At 67.9% G+C, this 24,188-nt stretch carries 26 protein-coding genes; 9 read left to right on the top strand and 17 right to left on the bottom strand.

Annotation, left to right across the window (positions count from 1 at the left end):
- Positions 1-3: 3 nt before the first annotated feature.
- The gene (locus AC07U0_RS08725) at positions 4-774 is read right to left on the bottom strand and encodes a DUF805 domain-containing protein (RefSeq protein WP_494719634.1); all 771 of its coding nucleotides are present in this window, start codon (positions 772-774) and stop codon (positions 4-6) included.
- A gap of 161 nt (positions 775-935) precedes the next feature.
- Here AC07U0_RS08725 and rpoN point away from each other — a divergent pair, with 161 nt between their 5' ends.
- From rpoN to AC07U0_RS08705, 4 genes are all read left to right on the top strand, one after another.
- Entirely contained in the window at positions 936-2,477 is a 1,542-nt protein-coding gene (gene rpoN / locus AC07U0_RS08720) for an RNA polymerase factor sigma-54 (protein WP_494719633.1), read from the top strand.
- Between the two features lie 74 nt (positions 2,478-2,551).
- On the top strand, positions 2,552-3,247 hold the full coding sequence (gene hpf / locus AC07U0_RS08715) for a ribosome hibernation-promoting factor, HPF/YfiA family (protein WP_494719632.1): 696 nt from the start codon (positions 2,552-2,554) through the stop codon (positions 3,245-3,247).
- A gap of 96 nt (positions 3,248-3,343) precedes the next feature.
- Positions 3,344-3,811 (top strand): PTS sugar transporter subunit IIA, encoded by a 468-nt coding sequence (locus AC07U0_RS08710; RefSeq protein WP_494719631.1) that lies wholly within the window; start codon positions 3,344-3,346, stop codon positions 3,809-3,811.
- A gap of 96 nt (positions 3,812-3,907) precedes the next feature.
- Entirely contained in the window at positions 3,908-4,438 is a 531-nt protein-coding gene (locus tag AC07U0_RS08705; RefSeq protein ID WP_494719630.1) for a dihydrofolate reductase family protein, read from the top strand.
- 198 nt (positions 4,439-4,636) lie between these two features.
- Here the strand turns inward: AC07U0_RS08705 and gcrA are convergent, their stop codons facing one another.
- Positions 4,637-5,170, bottom strand: coding sequence for a cell cycle sigma 70 cofactor GcrA (gcrA, locus tag AC07U0_RS08700; RefSeq protein WP_492948580.1), 534 nt, complete (start codon positions 5,168-5,170; stop codon positions 4,637-4,639).
- 280 nt (positions 5,171-5,450) lie between these two features.
- On the opposite strand from gcrA, the gene AC07U0_RS08695 reads away from it, so the two are divergent.
- On the top strand, positions 5,451-6,272 hold the full coding sequence (locus tag AC07U0_RS08695; RefSeq protein WP_494719629.1) for an ABC transporter permease: 822 nt from the start codon (positions 5,451-5,453) through the stop codon (positions 6,270-6,272).
- Here AC07U0_RS08695 and pdeM read toward each other — a convergent pair.
- Genes pdeM through AC07U0_RS08670 form a run of 5 tightly spaced genes read right to left on the bottom strand, consistent with a single transcriptional unit; the run spans position 6,269 to position 11,536 of the window.
- Positions 6,269-6,982, bottom strand: coding sequence for a ligase-associated DNA damage response endonuclease PdeM (pdeM, locus tag AC07U0_RS08690; RefSeq protein WP_494719628.1), 714 nt, complete (start codon positions 6,980-6,982; stop codon positions 6,269-6,271). The two genes, AC07U0_RS08695 and pdeM, sit on opposite strands and share 4 nt — an antisense overlap.
- A gap of 29 nt (positions 6,983-7,011) precedes the next feature.
- Positions 7,012-9,552 carry a ligase-associated DNA damage response DEXH box helicase gene (locus AC07U0_RS08685; protein WP_494719627.1) on the bottom strand — a complete coding sequence of 847 codons (2,541 nt, stop codon included), beginning with the start codon at positions 9,550-9,552 and terminating at the stop codon, positions 7,012-7,014.
- A gap of 40 nt (positions 9,553-9,592) precedes the next feature.
- The gene (locus AC07U0_RS08680) at positions 9,593-9,814 is read right to left on the bottom strand and encodes a hypothetical protein (RefSeq protein WP_494719626.1); all 222 of its coding nucleotides are present in this window, start codon (positions 9,812-9,814) and stop codon (positions 9,593-9,595) included.
- Positions 9,811-10,152, bottom strand: coding sequence for a RidA family protein (locus AC07U0_RS08675; RefSeq protein WP_494719625.1), 342 nt, complete (start codon positions 10,150-10,152; stop codon positions 9,811-9,813). The genes AC07U0_RS08680 and AC07U0_RS08675 overlap by 4 nt, the downstream gene beginning before the upstream one ends.
- 37 nt (positions 10,153-10,189) lie before the next feature.
- Positions 10,190-11,536, bottom strand: coding sequence for an amidohydrolase (locus AC07U0_RS08670; RefSeq protein ID WP_494719624.1), 1,347 nt, complete (start codon positions 11,534-11,536; stop codon positions 10,190-10,192).
- Positions 11,537-11,630: 94 nt separating this feature from the next.
- Here AC07U0_RS08670 and AC07U0_RS08665 point away from each other — a divergent pair, with 94 nt between their 5' ends.
- From AC07U0_RS08665 to AC07U0_RS08655, 3 genes are read left to right on the top strand one after another with little or no spacing between them, the layout of a single operon-like run.
- Positions 11,631-12,002, top strand: a complete 372-nt coding sequence (locus tag AC07U0_RS08665) for a hypothetical protein (RefSeq protein ID WP_494719623.1) — start codon at positions 11,631-11,633, stop codon at positions 12,000-12,002.
- A 2-nt stretch (positions 12,003-12,004) separates the two neighbouring features.
- Positions 12,005-13,306 (top strand): MFS transporter, encoded by a 1,302-nt coding sequence (locus AC07U0_RS08660; RefSeq protein ID WP_494719622.1) that lies wholly within the window; start codon positions 12,005-12,007, stop codon positions 13,304-13,306.
- Between the two features lie 54 nt (positions 13,307-13,360).
- A complete protein-coding gene (locus AC07U0_RS08655; RefSeq protein WP_494719621.1) occupies positions 13,361-13,807 on the top strand; it encodes an SRPBCC family protein in 447 nt (148 codons plus the stop codon).
- Positions 13,808-13,821: 14 nt separating this feature from the next.
- Here the strand turns inward: AC07U0_RS08655 and AC07U0_RS08650 are convergent, their stop codons facing one another.
- The 10 genes from AC07U0_RS08650 to AC07U0_RS08605 form a co-directional block, all read right to left on the bottom strand.
- The gene (locus AC07U0_RS08650) at positions 13,822-14,790 is read right to left on the bottom strand and encodes a type II secretion system F family protein (protein ID WP_494719620.1); all 969 of its coding nucleotides are present in this window, start codon (positions 14,788-14,790) and stop codon (positions 13,822-13,824) included.
- Positions 14,791-14,802: 12 nt separating this feature from the next.
- A complete protein-coding gene (locus AC07U0_RS08645; RefSeq protein ID WP_494719619.1) occupies positions 14,803-15,783 on the bottom strand; it encodes a type II secretion system F family protein in 981 nt (326 codons plus the stop codon).
- A 10-nt stretch (positions 15,784-15,793) separates the two neighbouring features.
- Entirely contained in the window at positions 15,794-17,371 is a 1,578-nt protein-coding gene (locus AC07U0_RS08640) for a TadA family conjugal transfer-associated ATPase (protein WP_494719618.1), read from the bottom strand.
- Between the two features lie 57 nt (positions 17,372-17,428).
- The gene (locus AC07U0_RS08635) at positions 17,429-18,943 is read right to left on the bottom strand and encodes a CpaE/TadZ family protein (protein WP_494719617.1); all 1,515 of its coding nucleotides are present in this window, start codon (positions 18,941-18,943) and stop codon (positions 17,429-17,431) included.
- Between the two features lie 7 nt (positions 18,944-18,950).
- Positions 18,951-19,649 (bottom strand): CpaD family pilus assembly protein, encoded by a 699-nt coding sequence (locus AC07U0_RS08630; RefSeq protein WP_494719616.1) that lies wholly within the window; start codon positions 19,647-19,649, stop codon positions 18,951-18,953.
- 8 nt (positions 19,650-19,657) lie between these two features.
- Positions 19,658-21,088 (bottom strand): type II and III secretion system protein family protein, encoded by a 1,431-nt coding sequence (locus AC07U0_RS08625; RefSeq protein WP_494719615.1) that lies wholly within the window; start codon positions 21,086-21,088, stop codon positions 19,658-19,660.
- Between the two features lie 8 nt (positions 21,089-21,096).
- Positions 21,097-22,038 carry a Flp pilus assembly protein CpaB gene (cpaB, locus tag AC07U0_RS08620; protein WP_494719614.1) on the bottom strand — a complete coding sequence of 314 codons (942 nt, stop codon included), beginning with the start codon at positions 22,036-22,038 and terminating at the stop codon, positions 21,097-21,099.
- A 152-nt stretch (positions 22,039-22,190) separates the two neighbouring features.
- Entirely contained in the window at positions 22,191-22,706 is a 516-nt protein-coding gene (locus AC07U0_RS08615) for an A24 family peptidase (protein ID WP_494719613.1), read from the bottom strand.
- Positions 22,707-22,836: 130 nt separating this feature from the next.
- Positions 22,837-23,022, bottom strand: a complete 186-nt coding sequence (locus AC07U0_RS08610) for a Flp family type IVb pilin (RefSeq protein ID WP_494719612.1) — start codon at positions 23,020-23,022, stop codon at positions 22,837-22,839.
- A 259-nt stretch (positions 23,023-23,281) separates the two neighbouring features.
- On the bottom strand, positions 23,282-23,467 hold the full coding sequence (locus AC07U0_RS08605; protein WP_494719611.1) for a Flp family type IVb pilin: 186 nt from the start codon (positions 23,465-23,467) through the stop codon (positions 23,282-23,284).
- A 288-nt stretch (positions 23,468-23,755) separates the two neighbouring features.
- On the opposite strand from AC07U0_RS08605, the gene AC07U0_RS08600 reads away from it, so the two are divergent.
- The gene (locus tag AC07U0_RS08600) at positions 23,756-24,187 is read left to right on the top strand and encodes a pilus assembly protein N-terminal domain-containing protein (protein WP_494719610.1); all 432 of its coding nucleotides are present in this window, start codon (positions 23,756-23,758) and stop codon (positions 24,185-24,187) included.
- Position 24,188 lies beyond the last annotated feature (1 nt).

Genomic DNA, 24,188 nt, shown 5'->3' with positions numbered 1-24,188 from the left:
CCTTCAGGATCCTCTGCGGCCGAACGGTCGTGAGGGGGCGACGCCGGGATCCCAGGCGGGGTTGGACCATCCCTGTGGCTGGGCCGGGAAGGGCGCGGGCTCCGGAACCGACGGGCTGGTGACCGGGCCGGGGCCGAAATCGAAAACAGGCTTGTAGGGAACGTCTGGATCGCCGCGTTTGGCCTCGGCGATCAGGGCGTCCCAACGGTCCTCGTCGAAACGGTCGGGACCGGAGGCGGTCGCATCGGGATCCTTCGGGTCCGGACCGAAGCGGTTGGGGCCTCTCTGGCCGGGCCAGACCGTCATGACGAACAGGACGAAACTGCAGATCGAGGCGACGATGGCGATCAGCCCGACCTGGCCGAAGCCGGCCGCCAGGGCCTGCTCGACCGGACCGTAACCGGCGGCGCCCGCTTCCAGACCCCCGGCCCGTGCGGTTCGGACCATGCTTCCCATGGCGCTGAAGGTCGCGAACTGGGTGGCGATATTGGGCAGCAGCAGGGCTATCCAGAAGGCCGAGAAGCCCGCGTCGTGCAGCCTGCGGGCCAGAAGCGCATAGTTGGGCAGGGCGAAGGCCAGCATACCGATCAGGGCCACCGCCAGCCAGCCGAACAGGCCGAGCACGCCGTTCAGCCCCTTCGACAGGGAGGTCGCGGCCAGGACGACGCAGGTCAGATAGAAGACCGCCTGCAGCGTCATGAACAGCCAGTATTCGGTCCGGCTCGCCCGACCCTTGAAGTCGGCGTAGCGCTGGAGCGGGCGGAACATCAGCATGGTTGGAGGGACCTGTGACGGGGGTTCTCCACGCCATCCTGCCGTCGAACGATGAAATCCGGAGAAACGGACACGGTAAACAGCACGGCGTTCGCGCGTTCGCGCGCCGTTAACCCCTTGCCTGCATTCTGGCCCCAGCAAGTTCCGGGCCAGACGCCCGAATGGGGAGACGAACGGCGGTGGTCGGTCAGAGGCTGGAGATCAGACAGGGGCAGGGGCTCGTCATCACGCCCCAGCTGCAGCAGGCGATCAAGCTGCTGCAACTGTCGAACCAGGAGCTGGACGAATACGTCGAGACCGAGCTCGAGAAGAACCCGCTGCTGCAGCGCGACGAAACCGAGGCCGGGCCGGCGCGCGAGAGCGGCGACGAGATCCCCGCGGCCGCGTCCTCCGCCGACACCTCTGAATTGAGCTTCTCCGACGCCGGGGTCTCCGAGCGCAGCGCGACGGTCGATGCGGGCGACAATGACGTCTATGGCGATGCGACGCCGGGCGAACGCACCGTCGACCGCCTGTCGGACGAGGCGGCCCAGCCGGGACTGTCGGACTGGTCGAACGCGGGCAAGGGCGGATCGGCCTTCTCCGACGGCGAGGCCGGCGAGCGGCCGGACCAGCGCGCCGCGACCCTGTGGGAGCATCTGCAGGCCCAGGCCTCGTCCGCCGGTTTCGACGCCACCGACCACGCCATCGCGCTGAGCCTGATCGATGCGGTTGACGAGGGCGGCTATCTGCGTGGCGAACTGGCCGAGATCGCCGACCGTCTGGGTTGCGGCCTGGAGCGGGTCGAGGCGGTCCTGACCGTCTGCCACGGGTTCGAGCCGACCGGGATCATGGCCCGTTCGGTGCCGGAGTGCCTGAAGCTGCAGCTGATCGAGCGCAACCGCTTCGATCCGGCCATGGCCGCCCTGCTCGACAATCTGGAACTGCTGGCGCGGCGCGACCTGCAAGGGTTGCGTCAGGCCTGCGGTGTCGATTCCGAAGACCTGTCCGAGATGATCTCGGAGCTCAAGGCCCTGACGCCGCGTCCGGGCGCGGGCTTCGGCGGCGAGACGGCCCAGACGGTGATCCCCGACGTCCATGTCCGCCCCGATCCGGCCGGCGGCTGGAAGGTTGAGCTGAACACCGACACCCTGCCCAAGCTGCTGGTCGACAAACGCTATCACGCCTCGGTCTCGGCCGGGGCCCGCACCGAGACGGAGAAGGCCTTCGTCGCCGACTGCGCGGCCCAGGCCAACTGGCTGGTCAAGTCGCTGGACCAGCGGGCCAAGACCATTCTGAAGGTCGCCTCGGAGATCGTGCGCCAGCAGGACGCCTTCCTCGCCTTCGGCGTCGAATTCCTGCGGCCGCTCAATCTGAAGACCGTCGCCGACGCGATCAGCATGCATGAATCGACGGTCAGCCGGGTCACCTCGAACAAATATGTCTCGACCCCGCGCGGCGTGTTCGAGCTGAAATTCTTCTTCACCGCCTCCATCGCCTCCACCGGCGACGGCGCCGCCCACTCGGCCGAGGCCGTCCGGCACCGGATCAAATCCATGATCGACCACGAGGCACGGGAGGGCGACGTTTTGTCCGACGACCGCATCGTGGAGCTGCTGAACGAGGCCGGCATCGACATCGCCCGCCGCACGGTCGCCAAGTATCGGGAAGCCTTGAGGATTCCGTCCTCGGTCCAGCGTCGCCGGATGCTCAAGTTCGCCTGACGGGCGTCTGAAAACCCGACCACAAAACGGTGATCCCGATTGACACCAAAATCAGTCGGGAGCGTTCTACTGGCATGCAAGTCCAAGTCAGCGGCAAGCAAGTGGATGTCGGCGAAGCGTTAGGCTCGCGCATCTCCCAGGAACTCGAAGAGGGAGTCGGTAAATACTTCGAACGCGGCGGTCAGGACGCCGAGGTCGTGGTTTCCAAGGATGGCTATGGGTTCAAGGTGGACTGTTGGGTCCGCCTCGCGTCCGGCCAGTCTCTGGTGACCACCGGTCACGGCGGGGACGCGCATTCGGCCTTCACCGACAGTCTCGACAAGCTTGAGAAGCGGGTCCGCCGCTACAAGCGCCGTCTCAAGGACCACCATATCGGGCCCAAGGGCCTGTCGCCCGAAAAGACCGAAATGGCCGCGGCCTCGGTCGCCCGCTCGATCGTGCTGCGCAATCCGGATTCCGTCGAGGATGAGGTGTTCGGTGATACGGGAACCTCGGACGAACCGCCGCCCGTCGGCATGGTCATCGCCGAGACCGAGGCCGAAATCCGCACCATCACGGTCGGACGCGCGGTGCTGGAGCTCGACATGACCGGCTATCCGGTCGTGCTGTTCCGCAATGCGGCCCATGGCGGTCTGTCGGTGGTCTATCGCCGGCCGGACGGCAATGTGGGCTGGATCGACCCCGAACGGACCTCTCCCGGCCTGAACGGTGGATCGAACGGCAAGGCCAACGGGGCCAAGACCAATGGGCACGCTTCCGTAAGCCCTTAGTGTTAGCTGTCAGTTGAAGGCTTTCCTTGATGCGGCGGAGCGGCTAAAGCCCGCCCGCCCCATCGGGGACGAGAGAGTATCGAGTCGGGGATAGTCATGGACATCGGTGAATTGCTGGCGGAGGACGGAATCGTCCTGCGCAGCGGTGCGTCGTCGAAACGGCAGGCCCTTCAGGTCGTCGCCGAAACCGCCGCCTCGGCCATGGGCCTGGATGCGGCCCGCGTCATGGACGCGCTGCTGGAGCGTGAAGCTCTGGGCTCGACCGGCCTCGGCTCGGGCGTCGCGGTTCCGCACGCCCGGATTGAAGGCCTGCAACGCGTGTTCGGCGTCTTCGTGCGTCTGGATACGCCGGTCGCCTATGGATCGGTCGACGATCGTCCGGTCGATCTGATGTTCGCCCTGTTCGCCCCGCCGCGCGACGGCGCCGACCACCTGCGCGCCTTGGCCGCGGTGTCGCGCGCCGTGCGTTCGCCGGAACTGCGCGAAAGCCTGCGTCAGGCCCGCACCGTCGACGCCGCCCACGCCCTGTTCGTCACCGACCACGCGCCCGCCACCGCCGCCTGAGGCGGCAAGGCGAAATGGCCGCCTGAGGCGTCAGGCCGCACGGGGCTGCGTCAGGCCCTTGCCGATGTTAGAACTCCGTTCCGCACGGAGATCGTCATGGCGAAGCTTGTCTATGGGTTGAACCAGTCGCTCGACGGCTATGTGGACCATGACCGGTTCGCGCCCGATCCCGTGGTGTTCCGGCATTTCATCGAGCACATGCGCGGGATGGCGGCCAGCCTCTACGGCCGCAAGATCTACGACCTCATGCGCTACTGGGAAGAGGACCAGCCCGACTGGGGCGCTGACGAGCGCGCCTATGCGGCGGCCTGGCGGGACACGCCGAAATGGGTGGCGTCGCGCACGCTGACGACCGTGGGGCCGAACGCCACCCTGATCGAGGGTGACCTCGGAACGGCAGTCCGGGATCTGAAGGAACGGCTGGACGGCGAAATCGAGGTCGCGGGACCCGATCTGGCGGGACAGCTGACCGCCATGGGGCTCATCAACGAATACCAGATCTATGTGCACCCGGTGGTTCTGGGCGAGGGACGGCCGTTCTTCACAGGGCCTGTGCCGGCGCTGGATCTGGTGGCCAGCGATCATGTGGGCGGAGACGTGGTCCGGTTGACCTATGCGCCCGCCTGAAGGGGCGCCGGAAAGGGCGATGGGGCTGCGTCAACCCGGATAACCGCAGCCCCGCCCCGAGCCCGCGCTGACTGGGGAGCCATGCGCGGGGTGGAGTGTGTCCGCCGAAAACGTCAGGCGGAAGCATCCCGTAAAGAGACGGCGGCTCGCTGCGCTCAAGCAGCGAGCCGCCGCGCGGCGAGCGTTAGCGCGCCCCTCTTAGATATAGCGACGCAGCGAGCGGGTCAGTTCGCTGGTGCCGTTCTTCTTGACCTGGGGCTGGTAGGCGACGCGGGCGTGTTCGCCGCAATAGACGCCTTCCGAGGCGCGACGGCCGCAGAAGCTGAACTCACGCGACGACGGGTCGCCGATCGGCCATTTGCACATATGGGCGCCGAGCGTCAGGACGGTGGCGGTGCCGGGCTGTTCGACGACGACGGGCAGCGGGGTCGGCGGGACCGGGGCGGTCGGGCGCGGCTGGACGGCCTCGATACGGCGCGGGGCCGAAGGCTGGCCGTAGTCCTGCTTGGGCGGGGTCGTCCGGGTCTTGGCCGGACGGAAGGCGGTCGTGGTGGTGCGCGCCGGCTGCGACGGGGTCGCGCGGCCCGACAGGCCCAGACGGTGCACCTTGCCGATCACGGCGTTGCGGGTGACGCCGCCGCCCAGTTGTTTGGCGATCTGGCTGGCCGACTGGCCTTCCAGCCAGAGCTTCTTCAGCGCGCCAACGCGGTCTTCGGTCCAGCCTGCGGTCATCTCGCCCTCCGGGGGGATCAGGATTCAATATGTAGTGGCGAACCCTTCCTCCAGGGCCCGCGACCTACCACCAATCGTAAACGAGCGGTTAACAGACGCAAGATGTGCGAATCAGTCCGTCCACAGAAACCAGATGTTGAATCATCGTTATCTGGGGCTAACGGCCTTGCGGCCTGCTTGAGCCCGGGGCTCGCGGAGCGCCCGCTCGCTCGCTGAAAATCATCGACGGAGTGCGGGCGACAGGTTGCGAAGCGCCGCCGTCAGGCGCATTTCCCGCTCCATGACCGATCTCGCCTCTACCCGCCCGTCCGGGCTGCCTACGCCGCGCCGTTACAATGGGGTCAACTGGGTGGGGGTGCAGACGCTCTACCTGCGCGAGGTCCGGCGGTTCTGGAAGGTCGGGACCCAGACGGTGGCGGCGCCGGTGGTGACGACGCTTCTGTACATGCTGGTCTTCGTGGTGGCCCTGAAGGGGTCACGGCCGCCGATCGACGGCACGCCCTTCGCCGAGTTCGTGGCCCCGGGCCTGATCATGATGGCGATCCTGAGCAACGCCTTCGCCAACGCCTCGTCCAGCCTGATCCAGGCCAAGATCATGGGCACTTCGACCGACTTCCTGACCCCGCCGCTGAGCCCGCTGGAGCTGACGATCGGCTTTTCCATGGGGGCCGCGACGCGCGGCATCGCCGTGGGTCTGGTGACGGCGGTCTGCGTCCTGCCGTTCGCGAAGCTGGGCGTCGCCAATCTTGCGACCATCCTCTATTTCGGCCTGATCGCCTCACTGCTGATGGGGATGGTCGGGGTGCTGGCGGGCCTGTGGTCCGAGAAGTTCGACCAGCTGGCGGCGGTCCAGAATTTCGTGGTCATGCCGATGACCTTCCTGTCGGGCGCCTTCTATCTGGTGCAGAACCTGCCCGGGCCGTTCGCGACCATCAGCCACTTCAACCCCTTCTTCTATCTGATCGACGGCTTCCGTTCGGGCTTCATCGGTCACGCCGAGGGCAGTCTGATGATCGGGGCGGTGATGACCGCGGTCCTGACCGTGGTCATGGCCTTCGCCTGCTGGCTCGTGTTCCGTTCGGGCTGGCGTCTGAAGAGCTAGACGAGGCTTTTCCACGCGATCGCATGCACCTCGTCCCGGCCCGGGACGGCGGCGAGCGGGGGTGTCGAAAACAGGTCGGCGATGGCCGGATCGCGCACGTTCAGGCCGCCGGTGAAGGCCCCGAAGGCCGGCAGGATGATGCGGCTGCCGTCGGTGATGAAGCAGGGCTTACGCACGCCCCGGCCATAGGCGGCGACGCGGGCGGCGGGATGCAGGTGGCCCGCAACCTCGCCCGGCTGATCGCCTGCTTGCGGCTCGTGCACCAGCCGCAAGGCGCCGAGGTTCAGGGTCTCGATGACCGAGCCGGGCAGGCGATCGAGATCCGCGCCCAGGGCCTCACGGTCGTGATTGCCCTCCAGCCACAGCCAGTCGCGGCCGAAGGCCAGCCGCTCCAGCGTCTCGCGGTCGCTGTCGGCCATGCGCGGGATGGAGCGGCGGTCGTGGAAGCTGTCGCCCAGCAGGACGACGCGGCCGGGGTTCACCTCGGCGATCTCGGCCTCCAGCCGGGCGAGGGTGGCGGCTGAGTCATAGGGCGGCAGCATCTGGCCGCGCACGGCGAAGGCCGAACCCTTCTCCAGATGCAGGTCGGCGACGATCAGGACGTCGTGCTCGACTACATGCATGGCGCCCGAACAGCGCAGCACGCAGCGCTCGCCGGCGATCCGCACCGCCAGCCCGCCGCATCCGCTCCGCCTCGGCGCCAGAACCATCCGCCACTCCTCAACTCTTGCCGCCGCCGTCACGCCGCACCCTGAAGTTCGGGCGGGGCGTCGTCCATGACCTCGGCGATCAGGGCCTCGGCGGATTCCTTCAGGATCATGTCGGCTGCATCGCCGCCCCCGACCCGCTCGCGGCCGATGACCACCAGAACCGGAACGGAGAAGGGCGACGGACGCTCCAGCGCCTTGGTGCGGATCTGGCCCGAGATGCGGGTCAGCAACTGGCCCAGTCGCGCCACATCCAGCAGGCCCGCAGCGGCGTCGGCCCGCGCGGTGCGCAGCAGCAGATGGTCGGGCTGGTGGCGGCGCAGGACGTCGTAGATCAGGTCGGTCGAGAAGGTCACCTGCCGCCCGGTCTTCTCCTGCCCCGGCTGGCGGCGCTCGATCAGGCCGGAAATGAGGGCGCAGTTGCGGAAGGTGCGCTTCATCATGAAGCTCTCCTCCAGCCAGCTCTCCAGATCGTCGCCCAGCATGTCGGGCTGGAACAGGTCGTCGTAGTCGAGCGTCCCGCCGTCGACCGTCGAGGTCATCGGTTTGATCGACCAGATGGCGATCGAATAGTCGGTGCAGACGAAGCCGAGGGGGCCGACGCCGGCCCGGTCCAGCCGCCGCGTCAGCAGCATGGCCAGGGTGTTGTGGGCGAGGCCGCCCTCGAACGGATAGGCGACCATGAAGTGGCGATTGCCGCGCTGGAAGGTCTCGATCAGCATCTGGTCCGCCGTCGGGATGGCGGATTTCGCCTCCTGCAGCTCAAGCCATTCCTGCACGTCCGGGGGCAGGACGCGCCAGTGGTCGCGGTTCTGGATCAGATTGCGGACCCGGTCGGCGAGGGAGGTCGACATCGGGAATTTCGACCCGCCCCAGGAGGGGATCTTCGGGTCCTTGTCCTGGGCGTGGGTGACGAGGGCGTCGGTGCCGCTGATGCCCTGGAAGGCCCAGATCTGGCCGGCGAACAGGAAGGTGTCGCCGGGCGTCAGCTGTTCGAAATACCACTCCTCGGCCTCGCCGACCTTGCGGCCGCCGACCAGCTGTTTGGTGGCCCCGGCGCCGCGCCGCGAGGCCACGCGGACGTTCAGGGTTCCCGCCGCGACGATGGCGCCGACGTTCATGCGGTGGCGCTGGGCGGTGTCGGCGTTGCGGACCTTCCAGCGGCCCTCGCGGTCCTTCACGATCCGGGCGAAGCGGTCGTAGGACCGCAGGGCGTAGCCGCCCGTGGCGACGAAATCGACGACCTCCTCGAACTGCTCATAGGGCAGGTCGGCATAGGGGCCGCAGGTGGTGATCTCGGCGTGGAGGTCGTCCAGCCGGAAGGGCTCGGAACAGGCCAGGCCCATGATGTGCTGTGCCAGGGTGTCGAGGGTGCCGATATGGTGCGGCTCCCAGTCGAAGGCGTTCTCGGCGACGGCTTCGCGCGCGGCCTGACACTCCAGCATCTCGAAGCGGCTGGCGGGCACCATCAGGGCGCGCGAGGGCTCGTCCAGCCGGTGGTTGGCGCGGCCGATGCGCTGGACCAGCCGCGAGGCCCCCTTGGGCGCGGCCAGCTGGATGACCAGATCGACGTCGCCCCAGTCGATGCCGAGGTCCAGCGTCGAGGTGCAGACCACGGCGCGCAGATCGCCCCGCGCCATCGCCGCCTCGACCTTGCGCCTCTGCTCTGCGGCGAGAGAACCGTGGTGCAGGCCGATGGGCAGGTTGTCGTCGTTGATCTCCCACAGCTGCTGGAAGACGAACTCCGACTGCCAGCGGGTGTTGACGAAGATCAGGGTCATGCCCGACCGCTTGATGGCCTCGTAGACCTCGGGGATGGCGTGCTGGCCGGTGTGCCCGGCCCAGGGGACATGGCCCTCGGACACTAGCACATCGACGACCGGCGGCGCGCCCGGATCGCCTTTGACCAGGGTGACGTCCTGCAGGTCGCCTTCGGGGACGTGCGGCCTCAGCCAGTCGCGGATCAGGTCGGGATCGTCGATGGTCGCGCTCAGGGCCACGCGCCGCATGCCGGGGGCGAACTGCTGAAGCCGTGCGATCCCGAGGGCCAGCAGGTCGCCGCGCTTGCCGCTCCAGATGGCGTGGACCTCGTCGAGGACGATGCATTTGAGGTCGGCGAAGTATGCGCGCGCTCCATCCCAGGCGCAGAACAGGGCCAGCTGTTCCGGCGTGGTCAGCAGGATGTCGGGCGGGAAGTCGCGCTGGCGCTGCTTCTTGGACTGTTTGGTGTCGCCGGTGCGGCTCTCGACATGGATGTTCAGCCCGATCTCGCGGATGGGCGTCATCAGATTGCGCTCGACGTCGGTGGTCAGGGCCTTGAGCGGCGAGATGTAGATGGTGTGGATGCCCGACCCGGGGCCGATGGCCGGACGCGGGCCGCGCTCGGCCAGCTCGATCAGGCTGGGCAGGAAGCCCGCCAGGGTCTTGCCGCCGCCGGTCGGGGCGACGAGGAGCGCGTGCTGTCCGGCGACGCCCGCCGCGATCATCTCGGCCTGATGTCGGCGCAGGCTCCAGCCACGCTTCGCGAACCAGTCGGCGAACAGGGGCGGCAATGTCGCGGAAGGCGGCGTCACCCGGGACCTATAGCATGTTCCCGTTCCGTTTCACCTGCGATTAGTGCGGCTTGTCCGGAGACTTGGCCTCGATCCAGGCGATGCGGCGGTCCATGTCGGCGACGACTTCCTGAAGACGGGCCTTCTCGGAGGCCATGTCGACAGGCGTGCCGTCCTCGTAGTTGATCTGGGCGCCCTTCTCGATCAGGTCGAGGCGGAACAGGGCGGTGACCCGCTGGGCCTTGAAGCGTTCGAGTTCGGCATCGTTGTCCTGGGCGCTCATTTCGCGGCCGTCACCACGATTTCGACCAGGTATTCCGGCGCGGCCAGCTTCGCTTCCGAAGTGGCGCGGGCGGGCGGGTTGGCCTGATCGACCCAGGCGTCCCAGACGCTGTTCATGGCGGCGAAGTCGGCGATATCGGCCAGCCAGATAGTCGCCATCAGGATCTTCGACTTGTCCGAACCCGCCAGGCCCAGCAGGCGCTCGATCTCGAACAGACAGGTCTTCGTCTGGGCCACGACGTCGTCGCCGGGCTCCCCGACCTGACCGGCGAGGTAGATGGTGTCGCCGTGGATCACGGCTTCGCTCATGCGGGCGCCGGGTTCGAGACGGGTGATCATGGCGGAGCTCCTGAAGGTTTGGCCCGCCTGTAACGCACTATGGCCGTTGCAGGAACCGGATGGCGGTCATGACGTGGGCGCGAACGCCGACGGGGAGGACGCTTTCGTCGACGTCGAAGCCGGGCGAGTGGTTGGGGGCGGCGGTGGACGGGTCCTCGCCGATTTTCGTGCCGCCGAGGTGGTAGAAGACGCCCGGGATCTGGCCCTGGAAGTAGGAGAAGTCCTCCGCGACCGTGGTCGGGGGGCTGGCCGGATTGACGTTGCCGGCGCCGGCCGCCTCTTCCAGAACCGGGGCCAGCCAGGTCGACAGGGCCGGGTCATTATAGGTCAGGGCGGCGTTCTGACGGATCGAGAAGTCGGCGGTCGCGCCATAGATGCCGGCCACATGGTCGACAGCGGCCTCGGCCCGCTTCACCAGATCGTCGCGGGAGGCGATGTCGAAGGTGCGCAGGGTGCCCGACAGCACCGACTGGTCCGGGATGATGTTGTAGCGGACCCCGGCGTTGATGGTGCTGATGGTGAAGACCGTCGGGTGGACGGTCGGGTCGATGGTCCGTGCGGTCAGGGTGTTGATGGTCTCGATCACCTGGCTGGTCGCCGCGATCACGTCGACGCCGCGCCAGGGCCAGGCGCCGTGGGTCTGTTTGCCGTGCAGGGTGATGTCGATGCGGTCGGAGGCGGCCATGAAGCCCTGCGGCCGGTAGAAGAGGGTGCCGGTCTTTCCGGGCACGACGTGGATGCCGAAGATGGCCTCGACCTTGGGATTGTCGAGCGCGCCTTCCTTGATCATCAGGGCCGCGCCGCCCAGCGGTTCGCCGGGAGGGGCGCCTTCCTCGGCGGGCTGGAAGATGAAGACGACGGTGCCCGGAATGCGGTCCTTCATCTTCGACAGGACCTCGGCGGCGCCCAGAAGCATGGCCATATGGGCGTCGTGGCCGCAGGCGTGGGCGACCGGCACGGTCTGACCCATATAGGTCCCGGTGGCGGTTGAGGCGAAGGGCTCGCCAGTCGCTTCCTGAACCGGCAGGGCGTCCATGTCCGAACGCAGGGCGACGACGTGATCGCCCGGGAGGCCGCCGCGCAGGACGGCGATCACGCCCGTCTTGCCGACGCCGGTGCGGACCTCCAGACCCATGGCTCGCAGGTGTTCGGCGACATAGGCCGCCGTATTGACCTCGGCGAAGCCCAGTTCGGGGTTCTGGTGCAGGTGGCGGCGCCACTCGATGACTTCGGGATTGATCTGCGCCACGGCCGCCGCGACGTCGGCGGCGAGCATATCCGGCGCTGCGCTCTGTCCAGCTGTTTGGGCCTGACCCGCCCCCGCTCCAAGGGCCAGCGCCGAGGTCATCACGAGGGTGAGCAGGCGCGATTTCAGGCGGGTCATGAGCTTCTCCGGGAGGGACGGCCGATCATGAAGCTTCGGCGACGGATCGCGCAAGGCGCTTGCGTCGATCTCGCGAGTCAGCGATCTCCGGAGGATGGCCGACAAACCCATCCAGACAGCCAAAACCCAGTGGAAGGACGTCGTCCTCGTCTGCAAGAAATGCTCGAAGAAGCTGGACGGCGGCTTCGGGCCCGATGGCGACGTATCCCTGAAGAAGGCGCTGAAGCGCTATCTGAAGCCGCCCAAGAGCGCGAAGGCCGGCAAGGGGCGCAAGGCCGAGCTGACGGTCAAGCATACCGACTGTTTCGACGTCTGCCCGAAGAATGCGGTCATCGCCGTCAACGCCGCCAATCCCAAGGCCCTGCTGATCGTGCCCGCCGGGGCCGACCTGCTGGAGGTCAAGGCGCGGCTGGGGCTGCATGACGGGCGGCGGACGCGGCCCAGTCTGACATTGATCGGCGACTGACCATGTCGATGCCGCCCCGGTCCCCGGCCTTCATCATGCTGTGCGCGGTCAGCCTTATCGCCTCGGCCGGGAACATGGCGCTGCAGGCGGTGTTGCCGGCGATCGGGCGGCAGTTTCATCTGGCGGATACGCTGGTGGTCGGGGTGTTCGCCATCTCCGCCCTGATGTGGACCCTGACGTCGCCGGTCTGGGCGCGGTTGTCCGACCGGCTGGGCAGGAAGCGCGTCATCCTGATCGGCATGGCCGGGTTCAGCGCCTCGATGGCCGGGTTTGGTCTGGCCGCCACCTCGGGACTGGAGCACTGGCTGGGGCCGGTCGCGGCCTTCGTCCTGATGGCGGTGGGGCGGACCATCTACGGCGTCTTCGGCTCGGCCGCGCCGATCGCCTCACAGGCCTATGTCGCCGACCGCACGGCGCCGGAGGAGCGGACCCAGGCCATGTCGCTGCTGGCCTCGGCGCAAGGTCTGGGCACGGTGATCGGGCCGACCCTGGCGCCCCTGTTGATCCTGCCGGTGGTAGGACTGGCCGGGCCGATGTATGTCTTCGCCGCCGTCGCCGCAGTGGCCTTCGTCTGGGTGCTGCGCAAACTGCCGAGCGGGGGCGTGACACGGGTCCCGTCGCCGACGGGCCAGCCGGATCATGACGGCAGGGGCCTGTGGAAGGACCCCCGGGTGCGGGACTTCCTGATCTACGGCCTGCTGGTGACGGGCGCGCAGGCGATCAATATCTCGGTGCTGGGTTTCCACGTCATCGACGAGATGGCGAAGACCGGCCTGTCGACGCTGCAGGCCCAGCCCTTCATCGCCACGGCCATGTTCGCCGGGGCCGCGGCGACCCTGATGGTGCAGTGGGGGTTGATCCCCCTGCTGAGGCTGCAGCCGCGCGCCCTGATGCGCTGGGGGGCGGGAATGGCGCTGGCGGGCAATCTGCTGAGCATCTTCGCGCCCGGCTTCTACGGTGTCGTCGTCGGCTATGCGGTGGTGTCGATGGGCGTCGGCTTCGCCCGGCCGGGCTTCACGGCGGGGGCCTCGCTGGCGGTCGGGCCGGCCGAGCAGGGGGCGGTCGCGGGGCTGATGATGTCGATCGCAGGCATCAGCTATCTGGTCCCGCCGGTGGTGGGGGTGGCGCTCTATCAGTTGGCCGGGTTCGGGCCGTTCGCGGCCAATGCAGCCCTGCTGGTCCTGGCCTTCCTGATCTGCCTGGGCAGCGCGGCGCTGAGGGCGGCGGCCGTCTCGACCGGGGTTGGGGCGGAGGTGGCGTCGGAACCCCCCGCCTCCCAGCCGGGGCCGGAAGGCAATCGCTGACCGCGACATCCGACCCGTCTTCCTTCCGCCCGCCTGTCGTGCCACAGACCGGAAATGGACAGTTCGACACGCATCGAAAACCGCATCGGGGTGCAGGCCACCTCGGACACGATCTGGAGCCTGGTCGGCGATCTGGCGACGTGGAGTCAGTGGAATCCGATCGAGACGGGCGCCGAAGGCCGCATCGGCTATGGCGGCTCCATCAGCCTGACCGAGGCTATTCCGGGCATGCCCGAGCGGCAGGTGGTCGGCAAGGTCGGCGACTGGCGTCCCTATGCCCAGCTGATCTGGCACGAGCGGCGCGGCTGGCAGTTCAACGCCATGCGCTATTTCGAGATCGAGGAGCTGGTGCCCGGCAACTGTATCGTCGCCAACGGTGTCTGGCTCAGCGGCTTCCGTGGCGAGTTCTTCCACGACAAGCACCGCAAGGCGATCAAGGACGCCTACGTCCAGGTCGGCGAAGCCCTGAAGGCGGCGGCCGAGGCGATCGAGGCGGCCTGATCGCCGCCTGAGCCCTAGTGGCTCTTCGCCATCGTGTCCTGGATGTTGATGATCGCCGGACCGAGGATCACGACGAACAGCACCGGCAGGAAGAACAGGATCATCGGCACGGTCAGCTTGGCCGGCAGGGCGGCGGCTTTCTTCTCGGCGGCGGCCATGCGCAGGTCGCGGTTTTCCTTGGCCATGGTGCGCAATGCGGCGGCCAGCGGCGTGCCGTATTGCTCGGCCTGGACCATGGAGGTGGTGACCGCCTTGACCCCGGCGTGGTTGGTCCGTTTGGCCAGACCCTCATAGGCCTGACGCCGCTCGGGCAGGTAGCTGAGCTCGGCCGAGAGCAGGGACAATTCCTCGGCCAGTTCGATGGAGGTGCCGCCGATCTCCTGCGAGACCTTCTGGATGGCGCCCTCGATCGACATGCCGGATTCCACGCAGATCAGCAGCAGGTCGAGTGCGTCGGGGAAGGCCTGCATGATCGACTGCTGGCGCTTGGCGATCATGTTGGAGAGATAGATGTTCGGCGCATAGAAGCCGATCACCGCCGCCGCCATTGTCGCCGTGACCCGCGCCATCAGCGGCAGGCCGAAATCGTTGAAGACGAACAGATAGAAGGCGACGAAGGCGAAGAAGATGAAGGGCGAGGCGAAGCGGAAGAAGTAGAAGCGGTTGAGTGGCTTGGGGCCCCGGTAGCCGGCCTGGGCCAGTTTCTCGATGACCTGGGGGTCTTCCAGCATCTTGGCCAGGTTCAGCTTCTCGACCACATCCTTGTGGAAGCCGGCGTCGGTGTGGCGCAGGCCGCCCTCCTTGGCCAGGGCCTGACGCGAACGGCGCTTCAGCTCGTCGCGGCGCACGGCGACGGCGTTCATCCGGTTTTCCAGCCTGGCCCCGCCACCGACGGACGAGAGCAGGGTGAACAGGGTGGCGAAGGCCAGCACCCCCACGAGGATGGAGAGCAGGTTCTGCGGGCTGGTGAGGAAGGCGACCATGATCTTTCCCGCCTAGAACTTGAACGCGATCATCTTCTTCATCACGAAGACGCCGGCGGACATCCAGAGTCCCGCGCCCAGCAGCATCACCTGACCGCGCGGGTCGGTGAACAGCAGCATCATGTAGGCGGGGGTGGTGATGAAGACGAGGCCCATGACCACGGGGGGCAGGGCGCCGATGATGCCTGCGGAGGCCATGGCTTCCGAGGACAGGGCCTTGATCTTTTCGGCCATCATCCGGCGGGCGCGGAGCACGGTGGTCAGGTTGGACAGGGCCTCGGCCAGGTTGCCGCCCGTCTTCTGCTGGATGGCGATGACGATGGCGAAGAAGCGCAGCTCCGCCGTCGGCATGCGCTCGAACATCTTCTCCAGCGCCTGGGGCAGGGTCAGGCCGACCCCCATGCCCTCGACCAGGATCTGGAACTCCGGGCCCAGGGGCGCCGGGCTCTCGCGGGCGATGATCTTGAAGCATTCATGGACCGGCAGGCCCGATTTGATGCCGCGCACGATGACGTCGACGGCGTTGGCGAATTCCATCGAGAATTTCTTCATCCGGCGCTTGCCGATGAAGCCCACGACCCAGCGCGGCAGGCCGGCGCCGAAGATGACGGCGGCGCCCAGGGCGATGAAGATGTTGGCGCCCAGCAGCAGGGGCAGCAGCAGGCCGAAGACGCCGAGGCAGCCGCTGACGATCCAGAAGGTGCGGATGTTCATCGTCAGGCCGGCGTGCTTCAGCTTGGCCGCCATGGTCATGCGGGCCTTGCGTTCCTTGCGGTCGGCTTCCTTGAGCTGATCGACGATCTGTTTGCGGCGCGCCTCGGGCGTGTTGTTCGCGGCGGCGGCGGCCAGCTTCTTGGCATTGGCCGGATTGCGCTGACCGAGCCCCTGCGCGCGCTTGAGGGCGGCGGTCGAGGAATCGTCGCCGCCGACGAGCGCCCAGCCGAGACCGCCGATGGTCACGAAGGCGAGGATGGCGGCGAGAATGGGCAGCATGGCGTGAACTCTACTCCGCCGCGTCGAGGGCTTCGGCCAGCTCGCGTTCCAGGCCGTAGTAACGGGCGCGGTCCCAGAAGCGCGGGCGGGCGATGCCGGTGGAGCGGTGACGGCCGACGACCTTGCCGTGCTCGTCCTCGCCGGTGATTTCGTAGACGAAGAGGTCCTGGGTGACGATGACGTCGCCTTCCAGACCGACCACCTCGGTGATGTGGGTGATGCGGCGCGAGCCGTCGCGCAGGCGGGCGGCCTGGATGATGACGTCGACCGAGCCGGTGATCATTTCGCGGATGGTCTTCGAAGGCAGGCCGTAGCCGCCCATGGTGATCATCGACTCCATCCGGGCGAGAGCCTCGCGCGGGGAGTTGGCGTGCAGGGTGCCCATCGAGCCGTCGTGGCCGGTGTTCATGGCCTGCAACAGGTCGAAGGCCTCGGGACCGCGGACCTCGCCGACGATGATGCGTTCGGGGCGCATCCGCAGACAGTTCTTGATCAGGTCGCGCATGTGGATGGCGCCCTGGCCTTCCAGGTTCGGCGGCCGGGTTTCCAGGCGGACCACGTGCGGCTGCTGCAGCTGCAGCTCGGCGGCGTCCTCGCAGGTGATGACGCGTTCGGTCGGGTCGATGAAGGCGGTCAGGGTGTTGAGCAGGGTCGTCTTGCCCGAACCCGTACCGCCGGAGATGACGACGTTACAGCGGCAGGCGCCGATGACGCCCAGGACGCGGGCCCCTTCCGGGCTGATGGAGGCGTACTCCACCAGGTTCTTCATCGTCAGCTTGTCTTTCTTGAACTTCCGGATCGTCAGGGTCGCGCCGTCGATGGCCAGTGGCGGGGCGATGACGTTGACGCGGGAGCCGTCGGGCAGGCGGGCGTCGCAGATCGGGGAGCTTTCGTCGACGCGACGGCCGACCTGGGACACGATCCGCTGGCAGATGTTCATCAGCTGGGTGTTGTCGCGGAAGCGGACATTGGTCAGCTGGACCTTGCCGTTGACCTCGATGAAGACCCGGCCGGCGCCATTGACCATGATGTCCGCGATGTCGTCGCGCATCAGCAGCGGCTCGAGCGGGCCATAGCCGAGGACGTCGTTGACGATGTCCTGGACCAGATGCTCCTGCTCGGCGACCGACATGGAGACGTTCTTGATCGCCACCAGTTCGGCGACGATGTCGCGGATCTCTTCCGACGCCGCCTTGGTGTCCAGCTGGGCCAACTGGGACAGGTCGATGGTGTTCATCAACGCATTGAAGATGGTGGTCTTCGTGGCGTGGTAATAGTCGCTCTGCTCGCGCACGATCTCGGCGACCGGCTGGGCCTTCTTCAGCTGTTCGAAGCCGGCCGTGGCGCGCGGGCCGGGGCCGCCCGCGGTCTTGGGCGCCGGAGCGGGCGCGGCGGGCCTGGGGCGCGCGGCCAGGGCGTCGAGCCGGTCTGGACCGGACGGGGCGGGCGCAGCCGCCTGGGCGAAACCAGCCGCCGCCGGAGCGGTCTCATCAGCGCTGAAGGCAAAGGCCTGGGTCTGGACGCCCTGCTGCGGCTGGCCGGACTGGCCGCCGAACGCGGGCGCGGCCTCCATGGCCGGCTGGGCCATGGGTTGCAACGGCGCCGTGGGTGAGGGCTGGCCTGTGCGTTTACCGAACACGGCGGATCAGCGCTTCTTGAACATGCCGGCGAAGAGCGACTTGCTCTCCGGCTTGCCCGAGGCGGCGGTCGCGGCGGGAGCGGCCTTGCCCCTGGGGCCGGCGATCTGGGGCAGTTCGCGGCGCGAGACGATCTGGGCCAGGGTCTGGAAGGCCTCGGCGGCCTTGGACTTGGCGCCCGAGTCGATGATCATCTGGCCGTTGTTGGCGGCGGCGCCGAACAGCTTGGCGTCGAAGGGGATGATCAGGCTGGGGTGGACGCCGAGCGCGGCGCCGAAGTCCTTGGCCGGGATCTCCGGACGACCGGGAACGCCGACCTGATTGAGGACGAGACGCGGCGGGGCGTCGTTCGGGCGGCCCGACTTGATCAGATCGATCATGTTCTTGGCGTTGCGCAGGGAGGCGAGGTCGGGGGTGGCCACGACCACCACTTCGTCGGCCGAAATCAGCGTCTTGCGCATCCAGCCGGACCAGAGGTGCGGCAGGTCCAGCACCACGAAGGGGGCGGTGGAGCGGATGCGGCTGGTCACTTCCTCGAAGGCGTCGGGCGAGATGTCCCAGTCGACATCGAGGGTGGCGGGGGCGGCGAACAGCGACAGCTTGTCGGTGACGCGGGCCATCATCCGGTCCATCAGGGTGGCGTCCAGACGGTCGGGCTGGCCGAGCGCGTCGGCGACGCCGTTCAACGGGTCCTGGTTGAAGTCCAGGCCGGCCGTGCCGAAAGGCAGGTCGTAGTCGACGATGACGGTGTTGGCGCCGATCCGCTCGGACATCGCATAGGCGGTGTTGTGAGCGACCGAGGAGGCGCCGGCGCCGCCGCGCGCGCCGACGAAGGCGATCGAACGGCCGACGAAGGGCTGGGCCGGGTCGGCGAACAGGCCGCCGATGGCCGCGATCAGTTGCAGCGGCTGGACCGGGGCGACCAGATATTCCGACACGCCGCGACGCATCAGCTCGCGGAACAGGATGATGTCGTTGGTGGCGCCGATGACGACGACCTTGGTGCCCGCGTCACAGACCTCCGCCAGCATATCGACCTGCTGGAGCAGGGTGTGCGGATCCGCCAGGCATTCGACGATGATCAGCGGCGGCGTGGGCTCGTGGTGATAGGCCTCGACCGCGGCGGGAACGCCGCCGACGCGGATCTGGGTTGTGGCGCGCGACAGGCGGCGGTCCTGACCGGCGCGCTCGGCGGCGGCCAGGGTGTCCTGACGCTCGGCGAAGACGTGGATGGCGATGCGCGGCACCGACACCTCGGCCGCATGGGGCGCGCCCATCGAGGCCGGCGTCAGGGCCGAGGCGGCGCCGGCCAGCATCTCGCCGACCGGATTGAAGTTTGAGGCGGCGACCGGCATCTGGCCGCTGACCGCAGCGGGCGCAGGCGCCGGAGCGCCGGCGGCGGGCGCGGTGAACTGCAGCGGTTCGCGCACGTCGGGACCGCCCGCTTGAGGCGCGAACTCGGCGTCGAGATCGAATTCGTCCTCGAAGGCTTCGTAGCTCCGGGGGGCGAAGGCGTTACTCATGATCGGATCAATTCACCGCCTGAGAGATCCGCCGGTTCGCGACGAGCTCTTCCTGTGGGGCCGCGGTGGCTTCGCCTTTGCGGTAGTTGTCATAGACGACGGCGCGTCGTCCGGTATCGACGGGGGTCATGCCGCGCGGCGTGACGATGTCGCGCGGATTGTCGATCTGGGCCGCCAGGTTGGCGTTCACGGCGCAGCCGAAATTCGATGCGCTTTCATTGGCCTCGGTCCGGGTCATGCTGCCCCAGTAGGTTCCGCACCGGGGCACCACGGCGCGCACGGTCTCGAAGCCGACGACGACGGGGGCGCGGGGATCGGGCGCCTCATAACCCACGACCTGAATCACCTGTCCGGGCGCGGCCATGGTCTCCAGGGCGGCCTTCACACGATAGGCGAATTCGGCCGAGACCGGATCGCCGCCCGAGGGCGCCTCGATGCGCAGCACGGAGCCGCCCTGCACGCCGAACCGGCCGGAAAGGGCGGCGAGGGCGTTCTGCTGGGCGCCCGACAGGCCGGTCTCGTGCACCGCCAGGGCGATGCGGTCGATGTCCGGCTCGACCTGAAGCGTGAAGCGCGACGTCGGGGTCAGCGGGGTCGGGCCCAGGCCGCCGGCCGGATCGCCCATGCAGGCGGCGAGGGCGAGCGGCAGGGCCAGGGCGAGGCCCAGCTTCGGCAAGGACAGGGTGCGAAGGAAGGTGCTCTTCATCGGACGGCTCACTCGATCACATAGCCGACGGGCCCCTGCCAGCCCGCGCCGCCGACCGTGGTCGGGGCAGGCGTGCCGTAGGCCTGGTTCAATTGGCCGAACAGGGTGGATTGCAGGTCGCCGGCGAAGCGCAGGCCGTCGGCCGGGGTCTGCATTCGGCCGGGCGAGGTCGGGCTGACGATATAGGGCTCGGCGATGATCACCAGTTCGGTTTCGCCGGAGGTATAGTCGCGCGAGCGGAAAAGGGCGCCGAGCACCGGGAGGCCGCCGGCGCCGGGCAGGGAATCGATCGTCTGGCGCGAGCTTTCCTTTAGCAGGCCGGCGATCATCATCGCGCCCCCGGAGGGCATTTCGACGGTGCTCTCGACGCGACGGACCTGCAGGCCCTGCAGGGTGACGGAAGAGACCGTGCCCGCGCCGAGGGTGAAGCCACCCTCGTTGGTCAGTTCCGAGACCTCGGCCGAGACCTGCATCGAAATGCGGCCCCCGGACAGGACGACGGGACGGAAGGACAGGCGCACGCCGTAGGGCTTGTATTCGATGGTGACGTTGCCGTCCTTGTCGCGGCCGGTCGGGACCGGGAACTCACCGCCGGCCAGGAAGCTGGCGCCCTCGCCGTTGACCGAGGTCAGGTTGGGCTCGGCCAGGGTGCGGATCAGGCCGGCGCGCTCGAAGGCGCCCAGGGCCCCGGTGACGCCCTCGCCCGTGCCGTCGGAATAGTTGATGACGCCGCCGCCGAGGAGGCTGCCGTTGACGCCGAAGGTCGCCGCCTGGGTGAAGCCGAGGCCGTCCGCCGCATTGGCGATGATGGCCTTCAGATTGACGCCCAGTTGCTTGACCGCATTGCGCTGGACCTCGACCACCCGGATCTTGAGAGTGACCTGGTCGGAACCGGCCACGGTCATCATGTTGATGACCTTTTCCGGGGCCGAGACGAAGGCGCGGGCCAGCTGGACGATGCGGTCGGCCTCGCTGGGCGTGGTGACCATCCCCGTCAAGACGATGCTGTCGTTGAGCGCCTCGGCATGGGCCTGGGAGCCCGGAGCGACGCGGTCGATGGTGTCCTGCAGCGCATAGACGCCCGCATCGACGCGGATGCGCAGTGACAGGATGGTGCGGCCGGCGGCGTCGAGGAAGACGGCGTCGGTCTGGCCCGGAGCCACGCCAATGATGGTGTAGCGCCGCGAGCTGTGGGTCAGGGCCTCGGCGACGGTCGGGTTGGAGACGATGGCGTCATGGGCGTCGGTCGGCAGGTCGATGGCCATCGACGAGCCGCGCGGCAGGTTGATCAGGCGCGGCGCCGAGCCGACCTGGACCGAGGACCGGCCGTCCGCATCGGAGGCGAGCGCCGCGACCGGCGCGGCGAGCGGCGCCAGGCCGGTCAGGCCGGCCGAAGCCAGGACCGCCAGAAGGCGGGCGGGGCGTTTGATGGGGTGCATGAGACGCTTCATTGGACCACGATCACTTCGGGAGCGCCGCCGCGGAAGACGCGGATGGCGGCGGACTGACGCGGGGCCTGGACGCGGCCCGACGGTCCGGCGGTGTCGGCGTAGGAACGCAGGACCAGCGACAGCTCGCCCTCGGACTTGGAGAGAGCCAGGGCTTCGGCGTCGGCGGGGCCGACCTCCAGCGTGGCCGTGGCGCCGACCACCGACTGTTCGTCGTCGCCGGCGCGGGTGGTCTGGTCGATGGCCAGAACCTTGATGTTGCGCATCACCGTCGAGGAGGTGAATTTGGAGCCCTGGCTGTTGTCGATGCCGGCGGTCGCGGCGGCCTTGGTCATCAGGACGTCGACCCGGTCGCCGGGCAGGATGAAGCCGCCGGCGGCGGTCTCCACCGTTACGCGGATGGCCATGGCGCGCATGCCGGGCTCGAGATAGGCGGCCAGATAGCCGCTGTCGCCGGCGCGGACGATCTTGCGTCCGACGATGGGCTCTCCGGCCAGAATGGGTTCACGCACCACCGAGCCGACATAGTCCGCCTTGGCGCCGCCGGTGGCGGCGTCGTTGGCGGCGCGGGCGACCGCGGCGATGGCGTTGCCGGATTTGGCGGCGGCTGCGGGCGCCCCTTCAAGGGTTCCGGCGGCGGCCTTGGCCTCATCGGCGGTCGGCGGAGCGGGGATGGGGGTCGTGCCGTCGGTGATGAAGGCCGGATTGACCTCGTCGACCGGCCAGTCCTTCCACGCCATGTCGCCGTCTTCCAGACGCTTTCCGGGCTGGAGGTCGCGGGCGGCGACCAGGACCCTGGCCATGGGGCGGACGGCTTCGGCGGGAGCGGCGGTGGCCACGGCGACCGGCTTGCCCGACGAGCCCATGGCGCGCACCACGAAGGCGAGGCCGATGGCGGCCGCGGCGGCGACGCAGATGACGGCGATACGGGCGGGCTTCATCGACGGTCTCCGGCACAGTCGGGCAAACGGAATCGGTCCCCACCGACGACGCGCCATTAAGGAGAATGAACGCCACGTGTTAACGAGCGCCTAAATGCCGGGTTTTGTCTGGAGGGCGGCGTTCGCGGCCCCGGGACGCCTTCCGGCGCGGCCTAGTGTCCGGCGACGAAGGCCGTGAACAGGGCGCTGGAAGGGAAGGCCAGCAGGGCGCCGATGGCGATGGCGACGCCGTAGGGAATGTCGCCCCTGGGCTCCAGCAGGCTGTCGATCCATTGCGGTGCGCCGAAGATGAAGGGCCGCAGCTGGCTGCGGGCGAAGAGCAGCAGCAGGCAGAAGACCCCGCCCGCGACGCCGGTCCACAGCACGAACGCCGCCGATCCGGTCAGGCCCATCCACAGGCAGGCGGCGGCCATCAGCTTGGCGTCTCCGCCGCCGATGACCCGCATCGCGAACAGGCCCATGCCGACGAGAAGCGCGACGAAGGCGACCCCGACGTGAGCGACCACGGTCATGGGGGACAGGCCCACCATGAAGGCGGCCGGGAAGAAGCCGAGGATCAGCAGACCGGAGATCCAGTTGGGGATCTTCATCGTCGTCAGATCACTCAGCGCCGCGGCGATCGCCAGGCAGGGAAGAACGCTGAGCAGCAGCAGGGTCACGGTTTCCATGGGGACCAGTATGCGGACATCACGTTAAGGCCGGGTTTCGGCTCCGCCGGGAAAGGCGGCGCCTGACAAGCAAAGGGCCGGGACGTTTCCGTCCCGGCCCCCGCCGATTTCAAGACTTGAGGTCCGAGCCTTACGCGGCGGCCGGGGCCTTGCCGTTCATGCCGTCGGTCACGGCCTGGAACTTGGTCGAGATCGTGGTGCCGAGCGTGGTGACGGCCGAGATGATGACGACGGCGATCAGAGCGGCGATGAGGCCGTACTCGATGGCGGTGGCGCCCGACTCGTCCTGAACGAACTTCGAAATGAACTTGGTCATGATGATATCCCTTTGAAAAGCGGTTTTGCGAGCAACAATGGCTGGGGGGAGACCGGTTGCCCGCTTGACCCCCAAACACACGAGGATGATGCGCTGAAGCAGTTAAGACTGCGTCGTTGGGAGTGGTTACTGCGGCGTTTACTGTAAAAAACTTTCGCGAGGCCGGAACCAAACAGCGCGTGACGGCATCGCGCAAAAGCAAAGGGCCGGGACGTTTCCGTCCCGGCCCCCGCCGATTTCAAGACTTGAGGTCCGTGCCTTACGCGGCGGCCGGGGCCTTGCCGTTCATGCCGTCGGTCACGGCCTGGAACTTGGTCGAGATCGTGGTGCCGAGGGTGGTGACGGCCGTGATGATGACGACGGCGATCAGCGCGGCGATGAGGCCGTACTCGATAGCGGTCGCACCCGACTCGTCCTGGACGAATTTCGAAATGAACTTGGTCATGGTCTTTTCCTTTCAGTAGCGAGCTGGGGTCGCCTGTCCGCCGTGGGACCATCGGTTTCGCCCGCTGGATCCCCCATTCACCTGATCAATGTAGGGTGGCTGGGTTAAACGCAAGTAAAACGAAATATCACTTCAGGTAGAAAGACATGGTTACCGCTTGTTTACTTAAAATCTGAGGTTTCGAACCGGCCTGTGTTTTCAGACTTTATTGAGGTTTCGGAGGCATGGTCGCGCTCGGTCTCGCGCGCCCGGTTTCGTGCGTGGGCCTTGCGCGCAGGATATATCGCCATGATCGTCACTCCCCGCCGTCTTGCTTCCGTCGTCGCCGTCGCGGTCCTCGCGGTCGCCGGATCGGCCCAAGTCTCGCAGGCATGGGCCCAGTCCGCGCCGATGAACCTGGCCGTCGACACCATGCAGCGGGTTTCGGTGCGCGGTTCGATCAGTTCGGTGATCGTGGCCAATCCCCAGATCGCCGATGCGACGGTGGTGGACGCCAATACCCTGTTCGTCACCGGCAAGGGCTATGGCACGACCCAGGTCACCGCCGTGGACGCCATCGGCCGCGTGCTGTTCCAGAACCAGATCGTCGTCACCGGCGGCCAGTCGGGCTCGGTCCGCGTCTGGCGGGGCGCCCAGGTCACGGAGATGGCCTGCGCCTCGTCCTGCTCGCCCAGCATCCGCTCGACCAGCGACGGCGCCTCGGCGACCCCGACGCCCTGAA

The organism is Brevundimonas sp. GW821-FHT02A10 (assembly GCF_059422025.1).
The sequence above is the reverse complement of the archived record's forward strand: the minus strand, read 5'-3'. Positions and strand labels throughout refer to the sequence as shown.